Genomic DNA, 9,048 nt, shown 5'->3' with positions numbered 1-9,048 from the left:
TGAAGAAAAGCATTCTTCTCGGTTAAAAAAAGGCTGGCAGCGTAATCGTAAAACCTTAAAAAACATCATCGATTCACTTATGGCTCTTGATGAGGCGTAGGTGGCTGTCATGTCTAAAATGGACGCACAACGCAGTGAATTTTTAGAGGATTTAACACTACATATTACAAAGGAATTGACCGAAGCAGGTATCAATCCTGCAAAGGCAAAACAGCAGGCTCTAGTTAGCGCTGATGCGTTCGCAAAACGCTGGCAGGGCTTACATCTCTACGTACCAAAAAATATCAAAAAAGCATCGCAAGACATTCGTGAAAAAGTCACTTCTGAGTTTACGGGAAACAATCACGGACAGCTTGCGATTAGGCATAACGTGCATATTAGAACAATCTACAAAATACTTAAAAAGCAGGAGAAAGATAATGACAATAAAAGCAACGGTAGAGTGTGATGCGTATGGATGCTCGAATGAATTAGGGCCACATGATCCGGACGAATCCTCATCTGAAATATCTTATGCAAATTGGCGTGAAGATCCCAATAATGGGTATCAACATTACTGTTCACAGTGCTGGGAAAATGTAAAAAAAGAATTTGAGGAGCTGGACGATGAGTAATGATCGTATTTTAGATAAAATTAAAAAGTGTCTAGCGTTGGCTAAATCATCAAATGGAAATGAAGCGGCAACCGCTTTACGCCAAGCACAAATACTAATGGAAAAACATGGGGTAAATCAGTCCACTATTGATTTATCTGATGTCAATTCTCAGACTTCTGGCGCAGGGAAAAGCCAAAATCCGCCGCGCTATCATCAACATCTTGTTTCAACTATTGCAGAGGCTTTTGCTGTCAAACCAATATACCACCCTAGCTATAAAGGAACTGATATAGAGTTTATTGGTTTTGACTCTCAACCCGAAGTTGCAACCTATTGCTACGAGGTCTTATATCGTCAGTTAATAAAAGATCGTAAAAACTATATGGGCACTCTGTCACGCTATAAGCGGGCCAATAAGGTTCGAAAGGCAGATCTTTTTGCAGAGGCGTGGGTATTAGGTGTTTACGCTAAAGTGATGAAGTTTGCACTTACAGAGAAACAAGAGGAATTAGTTGACCTATATATCAAACAGCAACATGGCAAAACTGAGAAGATGAAAAGCCGAGAACATAAAGTTAAAAAAGAAGACCACAGTGCGCGGCTTGAAGGTCGACTAGCAGGGCATAACGCGAATTTGCATAGTGGAATGGGGGAAGATAAAAGAACAGCCTTAGAGGCTCTAAATTAAGCGAAACATGGCTCGTTGTAGCCGTGTCTATTCAGCGTAGTGGCTGGGTACTGATGAGCAGCTAAAAGCCTAAATTCTACAAACCTCACTCTAGAGGTGACTAAATTCTCATTTGAGGCTAAAATGTGTTCAAAGGTTAGAAACTATAACTTTGTCCCATTAAGTACCGTTATTAACCATATAATCCCGCTTAAATATCGCGCATTAAGCTATTCATATATCTCTATCCCTCTCATCATCAATTTACAAATGCGCCTAGTGGAAAAAGAAAACAAAGCACTTAAAGCAGATTATCAAGTCCATCTTATTTGGCTCACTAGCCTAAGCCTTTTTCTTATCAGTCTATTAATTTTACTCAGCTTTATTCTCTATCGTGCCGTGAAAAAGCCCATCGACGATTTAAGTAATAGTATGGAGCGCATTATTAGAGATGCGGATTTTACCACCAGTATCCCTATTGAGAGACAAGACGAAATTGGCACCATGGCAACTCATTTCAATGCCACTATCTCTATGATTCGTCATGTGATTAAAGAGCTCAACAATGTGACCGCTAAGCTTGCTAACTCCTCTTCAGAGCTCACCCAAATCAGCGCTGAAACCAAGCTAAGAATCAATGCCCAACGCGAGGAAGTTGAACAAGTCAGCAGCGCCATGCAACAAATGGTCGAATCCACCAATAAGGTGACAGGTCAATCTGAAAGCGCTAATAAAGAAGCCCAAAACACCAGTAATCAAGCAAATGAAGGTTCTGAAGTCGTACAAGATTCAATGCAAACAACCAATGCTCTGATCGAAGAGATAAATAAGTTATCAGGTCAAATCAGTATCTTAGATACTGACAGCAACAACATAGGCCAAGTGGTTGATGTGATCACAGACATCGCTGATCAAACCAATTTATTAGCCCTTAATGCGGCGATCGAATCTGCCCGTGCAGGGGAGCTCGGCCGTGGTTTTGCAGTGGTTGCCGATGAAGTTCGTACCTTGGCACAAAGGACACAAGCTTCTACAGACCAAATTCGTGATGCCATAAAAAGCCTGCAAACTGGCACCCGTTTAGCCTCAAATATAATGCAACTGTGCTCCACTCAAGCCGATAGCGCAGAAAACAAATCTCAACTTGCTGCTGAGACGTTAACTCAGATTGCCAAAGCCGTTGAACGTATGACACACATGAATTTAGACATAGCAGATGCATCGGATTTGCAGTCCCATGTGGCTGAAAATATTAATACTTCATTAGCCACCATCAACACCCAATCCCAAGAAGTAAATACCGGTGCAGATAAAGTCACCCAAGCAAGCCAAGAACTAGAGACATTATCTAGCGAGCTACAAAGGCTTTTAGGCCGCTATCAAGTGTGATGCCTAGTACTGCGTATCTGGCTTCTACCTAAAGGGTTTCGAAAAATAGAGGCTTAACACTAGCCTCTACTTTGAATCTCCTTTCATTAAGACGATTAACTTAATTTAAATTTATTCAACATTTTATCTAAATCAGCCGTTAAGTCAGACACCTCTAGGCAGGTTTCTTCAATCATATTGGTGCCTGTTAAGGTATTAATCGATGCTTGATGTATGGATTTAATATTAACGTTTAGCTGATTGGTCACATTACTTTGCTCTTCAAAAGTATTCGTCACTAATTCATTTCCGCCTGAAATTTCTTTAACTTTTTCGATAACTTGATGAATTGAGTCACTGCTACTCTCGACGAGTTTTACGCTACTTTCGGACAGTATCTGACCCTGTTTCATCGTATTAACTGATTCACTGGTGGTTTTCTGAAGTCTCTCAATTTTAGACTTTATTTTTTCTGTGGATTCTTGCGTGCGTAAAGCAAGGGAACGCACTTCATCGGCAACAACGGCAAAACCTCGACCTTGCTCACCCGCTCTAGCGGCTTCAATAGCAGCATTCAGGGCGAGGAGGTTGGTTTGATCTGCGATACCACTTATATCCTCTAAAATGCTGCCTATTTCGTATGCTTCAATTTCTAATTGCTCTATGGTTTCTTCAGCAATAGTAATATTACTCGCAAGTGAACTAATACTATCCGCTGTTGAATACATAGAGGATTCAACATCATTCGCAACACTAACAGCCTCATGCGCATACCTTGAAGCAAGGCTTATATTGGTAGACATTTGTTGGGCAGTTTGTCCCATATCACCCATTGCATTTGCTAATAAGTCAGCTTCCGATTGCTGATTTAACATCAAGACTTTGGCCTCTGCTGATTGCTTGGACATATTGGCCGTTACTTCTACTAACTTACGGGAAGAGCCAGCAACTATTACTAAGGCTTGTTGCATGGCACTCATGAGATTATTAAAGGCATGGCTTGCCTCTGCAATTTCATCTTTGCCTTTAATCTCCGCTCTCATACTCATATCACGGCTATCACTTGTCTTGATAATGACATTCGTTAGTTCTTTAAGCCTTGGTACAGAGATAAAATATAAAACATAGCAGCCCAAACTCACGATTAAAATTAATACAATACCACTACCAATATTTGCATAGTTAATAGCATTAAACGTTCTATTAATCTCGTTATTAGACTCTTCTCTTAAATATTTAAAGTTTTCATTCAGTTTTTCAAAAGCTTTCAAAGCCTTACTATCATCTATTTTAACTAAAGAATCGATTAACTCAGGGGCATCACCCTTTATAACCATAGGCTCTATTTTACTTAACATATTAAAGTATTGCTCAGCTACTTCTTGAACACTATTTAAAGATTCAATTTCAACATCATTTATTAAGTGAATTTTTTTATAAATTTTAATTTTATCAGTAATTTCAATATATTTTTCAGTAACTTTTTTTGAGTGCTTAAAATCACCACGTATTACAAAATTCTTAAAATTATGAATCAAACCGCCATATCCAAAACTTTCTTTTATTTCCATTAACATTCTTTGTCTTTTCTCGACATCGCTTAGATATAACTCCCATTTATTTTTAACTTCATTTTGAGAGACAACTGAAAAAACACCAAATGAAGTCACAAAAATTGATAAAAACACTGAAAACACAATAAACTTAAACTTTATAGTAGTCACTAAACACACCTTAAAAATTATTTTTCAGCCTTATAAATTCAAAAGCAGGAGAATAAAATTGAATTTTTTATAAAAACTAAATTACCATTCATAAAATTCGTGATAATTTATACATTAACTCAGATTGAGTGATGATTTAGTTGTCAATAAGTCGCGGTTAGTTTGCAAAAAGTACAAATAGTTAACAGAGTTAAAAAACATGTTAGAAAAATTCAATCAAAGCCAAGCAGAACTCAGTTCTCCACTTAGCCAATTAAAAATGAGTAGCGTTTTTTATACTCACTCTACAATGAAGCAGCCATGGGGTGTTAAAATGCCTGCCATCCCTTCTAGCACAATGTTTCATCTTGTATTGGAAGGGACTGCCGTTGTTGTCATTTCAGGAAAGAATATTGTATTAAATCCAGGGGACTTTATTTTACTGCCGAGAGGACGTGGCCATGACATAATTGATAAAAACCTCTCACCAGCAGAAGAATTAACGGAGCAAAGTTTATCGAAAGTAACTGAGTTTTATGAACGCCTGACAACAGGTGGTGATGGAGATATTACTACCACCTTATGCGGAACCGTTTTATTTGAGAATGAAATAACTAAATCAATTATTAACTCTATGCCAGACCACATTCTAATACCGAGTAGTGAAAAGTCTCATTCAACAATTAAAAGTACAGTTAACTCTATAAAAAAAGAAACAAGAAATTCTGATTTTTGTGCTGGGTTAATTGTTTCAAAACTAGCTGATATATTAATTTTACAATGTATTAGAACTTGGATTTCACAGTTTTCAGATATAAATAAAAACTGGATAGTTGCTTACACAGATAAAAACCTATCGGCAGTTATGTATCACATTCATAATGATACAGCTTCAAAAATCGATTTAGAAAAACTATCTCAAATGGCAAAAATGTCTAGAACAAGTTTCATCAATCACTTTAAAAATATAGTAGGACAAACACCTAAAAAATATATCAACAACTGGCGATTAGCGATAGCTAAAGACCGCTTAAAAAACACGAACGAAAACGTTCTTAATATTGCATTTGAAACAGGCTATCAATCAGAATCATCATTTAGCCGAGCCTATAAAACAAAATATGGCGAATCACCCTCTATTACAAAATCAAAATCCCCCCATATGATTTTATAATGAGAACTAAGATCATATACTTAGTTTTCATGTTTAAAAAATTCAATATAAGTCAATTATTTATAAAGCTTCAACATAAAGATAGGGCTTTTAAGCCGCGCTCTGCGGGTCTTTTAGAAAGGGTGTTAATCTGTATTCTTTCTTCTCGAAAAGTGTCTAGATTACGTCAAAGTGACGGCTTGTTTAAAAAGACTGAAAAGAAGTAACTAGTTCCTAGCTTCCTTGCAGCAGCTTTGATAGGAAGTTTTTTTAAACCTATTTAAGCATGAGTTTATGTAATGCTTCTATGTTATTAACTCGATTGCCCCTTCCCCTGCTTTCCTCTTTTATAGGCGTTTATATAACAAATATAAAAGAGGCTAAGTCATGTCAGCCAATGACTTTTCATTAGACTGTAAATTAGACAATCAACTAGACCGGCTAGACAGTCAGTTAGAAACGCGCGTAGAAACAGACTTGATTGGCGCACTAGAAGTGCCTGTTGATGCGCTATATGGTGTACAAACTCAAAGGGCCATTGCGCTCTATCCTCTCAATGGTGAAAAGCCGTTAAGCGCTTACCCTGTGTTAATAAAAGCCATGCTGAGGGTGAAGAGAATTGCGGCTAAAACTAACCTCAATACAGGGGAATTAGAGCCTAAGATTGCCCAATCGATTATTCAAGTGATTAACAGGCTATTAGACGACTTACCCCTTGAGCAATTTCCAGTGCATGCCTGTCATGGTGGTGGCGGCATTTCGACCAATATGAACATCAATGAAGTGGTCGCGAACCTAGTAAATCGTGACGCGTTTTTTCGGCCGTTAGGCACTTACTCTCCCGTTCATCCCAACGATCATATCAATCTCAATAATTCCACCAGCGACGCTCAAACCACAGCCTGCCACTTTGCTGTGATTGAGCAATGGCAATCCTTAGAAAGCAGCATAGACAAGCTTATTAACGAGTTTAATGCCCAAGGAGCGAAATGGCAGCATGAACAAAAAATCGCCCGCACCTGTTTGCAAGATGCGGTAGAGATCAGCTTTGCCGACCTGTTTAGTGGTTATCAAAGCCTGATAGAGAGAAACAAAAAACGCCTTAACCAAGGGGTAATAGAACTTTATAAGATTAACCTTGGTGGCAATATTATTGGTCGTAAAGGAGATGTATCACAGGCATTTTTTGAAAGCATCATAGACGAGGTGAATACCCAGATGTACACCAGTCTGTTTTGCCATAGTGACAACCTGTTTGATAGCTCTCAAAACCATGATGACCTTATCTCTATTGCCAATCGTCTTGAGTTATTTGCCCGTGGCTTGATTAAAATCGCCAAAGACTTTCGCCTCATGTCATCAGGCCCTGAAACAGGCTTCGCCGAGCTCAATTTACCCGCTGTTCAACCTGGCTCCTCTGCCATGCCGGGTAAAGTGAATCCAACCATTGCAGAGTATTTAGTGCAGTGTTGCATGCAAGTCTGTGGACGTTGCTACACGATACAAATGACGCAAGATCATGGGGAGCTAGACCTTAACGTCTGGCAGTCTCTTGTTATACATAACTTATTAGATGCCATGAGCTGTCTAGAGAATGGCATCCAAGCGTTCACCCAGCATTGCCTGAGTGGTGTGACGCCCAACAGCCAACAAAATCAGCAGAATATACAAACCATGATCCCGACTTTAATTCGCCTTAAACAAGAAAAGGGTTATTCCTATGCCGCCAAAGTATTCAAGGAGAGCCAAGGTGATATTACAAAAGTCAGAGCGCATCTTATAAAAGATAAACAAGAAAGCTAATAAGCGAGAGAAGCTAGCAAGCGAGAAAATGAGCAAGCGAGAAAAGGATCAAGGCATGAGTTTTTAGCCATAGCGGTATTCAATAATCTCAATTGTGGCTTGAGACCTAGCTTTCTAAACTTAAACCAAGTTTCCAACACTATTTTTGACAGCTAGATCAAAATAAAAATTAACTAACAGGATATGAAAATGACAATAGCACAAGAGATCCCGCTAGCTTGGGCAAAAGACTGGCTAACTAAGCCAAAACAGCAGTACATCAATGGCCAGTGGGTTCAAGGTGAAAACACGGATTGGCAGGTGAAGAACCCAGCCAATGGTGACACACTTTGTGCGATTAGCATGGCGAGTGAAACGCAAGTTGAAAAGACAGCAGAAATTGCCAAACACCATCACAACATGGGGACTTGGAATAAGGTAAGCCGAACTGAACGTGCTAATTTATTGCGCCAAATTGCGCGTTTAATCCGTGAAAATGTCGAAAAGCTGGCCCTATTAGAAACCTTGCCTAACGGTAAACTGTTCTCTGAATCCATGGCAGATGATATCCCAACCTGTGCCGATATTTTCGATTATTATGCTGGCTGGACAGACAAGTTCTACGGGGAAACTTCACCTGTTGATGAAGGCTTTTTAAACTACACATTAAAAGAGCCTATTGGTGTTTGCGCCCTGATTGCCCCTTGGAATTTCCCCCTATACCAAGCCAGTTTAAAAATTGCACCTGCCTTAGCCATGGGTAATACAGTGATTATTAAACCCTCTGAGTACACACCGCTGACCACGGTTTTCCTAATGGAACTGATCGACGAAGCACTGGATATTCCAGCCGGTGTGATCAATATGTTACTAACCAATGGCAGCAGCGCCAATCAACTTACCTTGAGCCAAAATGTGGATAAGGTGTCTTTTACCGGTAGTACAGGTGTGGGCCGTAAAATTGTGCAAAACTCAGGACAATCTAACCTAAAAGCCGCTACTTTAGAGCTTGGCGGTAAGTCACCTTGTATCTTCTTTGATGATACGCCAGACCTAGATGGCGCGATCGATAGAGCCTTTAATGTGATGTTTTCTCATAAGGGTGAAAAGTGCTCCGAGCCTACTCGCTTCCTGATTCACGATAGCATTTACGACTATGTACTAGACAAGCTAGTGGAAAAAGCCAATGCGGTAGTTTGCGGCAACCCGCTAGCAGAAGGTGTTGACCAAGGTCCACAATGTAATCAGGTCCAGTTTGACAAGATCATAGAATACATTGAAATAGGTAAAACGGAAGCCAGATTAGTGGCGGGTGGCTATGCGGATACTGAAGGTGAAAATGCCAAAGGCTACTTTATCAGACCAACTATATTTGCCGATGTTGCCCCAGATGCCCGTATTGCCCAAGAAGAAATCTTCGGCCCAGTACTTAGCTGTATTCGTTTCAATACCACAGAAGAAGCTGTCGCCATTGCCAATAGCACTGAATACGGTCTAGCGGCCGGTTTATACACAACCAATGTTTCCCGTGCTCACAAAGTTGCCGAACAATTAGACGCAGGCATGCTCTTTATCAACCGCTACGGTTGTTATGGTTTAGCGGCTCCTTTTGGTGGCTTCAAGCAAAGTGGCTGGGGCAAAGAAATGGCAATACATTCTCTCTCTTCCTACACCAAAACCAAAGGGGTTTGGGTCTATTACGGGGATGCTTAAGCGGTTATTAGCTCTCTCATAACAGCTCTTAAAGCTGCAACACACTTACACCCATGTTAGCGCTCC

The 9,048-nt window shown here is 39.7% G+C and carries 7 protein-coding genes and 1 other RNA gene; 7 read left to right on the top strand and 1 reads right to left on the bottom strand.

The window, feature by feature from the left end; genetic code table 11:
* The first annotated feature begins 109 nt into the window (after positions 1 to 109).
* The 4 genes from TW85_RS16625 to TW85_RS16610 all read left to right on the top strand — a co-directional run bounded on the left by TW85_RS16625 (position 110) and on the right by TW85_RS16610 (position 2,652).
* The gene (locus TW85_RS16625) at positions 110 to 448 is read left to right on the top strand and encodes a Mor transcription activator family protein (RefSeq protein WP_046018254.1); all 339 of its coding nucleotides are present in this window, start codon (positions 110 to 112) and stop codon (positions 446 to 448) included.
* A gap of 158 nt (positions 449 to 606) precedes the next feature.
* A complete protein-coding gene (locus tag TW85_RS16615) occupies positions 607 to 1,284 on the top strand; it encodes a DUF2786 domain-containing protein (RefSeq protein WP_046018252.1) in 678 nt (225 codons plus the stop codon).
* An RNA gene (locus tag TW85_RS25855) (hammerhead ribozyme type II) lies at positions 1,283 to 1,351 on the top strand. The genes TW85_RS16615 and TW85_RS25855 overlap by 2 nt, the downstream gene beginning before the upstream one ends.
* A 56-nt stretch (positions 1,352 to 1,407) precedes the next feature.
* Positions 1,408 to 2,652 carry a methyl-accepting chemotaxis protein gene (locus TW85_RS16610; RefSeq protein WP_052702259.1) on the top strand — a complete coding sequence of 415 codons (1,245 nt, stop codon included), beginning with the start codon at positions 1,408 to 1,410 and terminating at the stop codon, positions 2,650 to 2,652.
* 95 nt (positions 2,653 to 2,747) lie between these two features.
* Here the strand turns inward: TW85_RS16610 and TW85_RS16605 are convergent, their stop codons facing one another.
* The gene (locus TW85_RS16605) at positions 2,748 to 4,202 is read right to left on the bottom strand and encodes a methyl-accepting chemotaxis protein (RefSeq protein WP_162197508.1); all 1,455 of its coding nucleotides are present in this window, start codon (positions 4,200 to 4,202) and stop codon (positions 2,748 to 2,750) included.
* 352 nt (positions 4,203 to 4,554) lie between these two features.
* On the opposite strand from TW85_RS16605, the gene TW85_RS16600 reads away from it, so the two are divergent.
* The 3 genes from TW85_RS16600 to TW85_RS16585 all read left to right on the top strand — a co-directional run bounded on the left by TW85_RS16600 (position 4,555) and on the right by TW85_RS16585 (position 8,982).
* Complete coding sequence (locus tag TW85_RS16600) at positions 4,555 to 5,508, top strand: AraC family transcriptional regulator (protein WP_046018250.1); 954 nt, start codon at positions 4,555 to 4,557, stop codon at positions 5,506 to 5,508.
* Between the two features lie 366 nt (positions 5,509 to 5,874).
* Entirely contained in the window at positions 5,875 to 7,290 is a 1,416-nt protein-coding gene (locus tag TW85_RS16590) for a lyase family protein (protein ID WP_052702258.1), read from the top strand.
* Positions 7,291 to 7,479: 189 nt separating this feature from the next.
* Complete coding sequence (locus tag TW85_RS16585; RefSeq protein WP_046018248.1) at positions 7,480 to 8,982, top strand: aldehyde dehydrogenase family protein; 1,503 nt, start codon at positions 7,480 to 7,482, stop codon at positions 8,980 to 8,982.
* The last annotated feature ends 66 nt before the right edge of the window (positions 8,983 to 9,048 follow it).

It is taken from the genome of Marinomonas sp. S3726, from assembly GCF_000967665.1.
Lineage (GTDB): Bacteria > Pseudomonadota > Gammaproteobacteria > Pseudomonadales > Marinomonadaceae > Marinomonas.
Note: the sequence above shows the minus strand (reverse complement) of the source record. Positions and strands in the feature narration are given on the sequence as shown.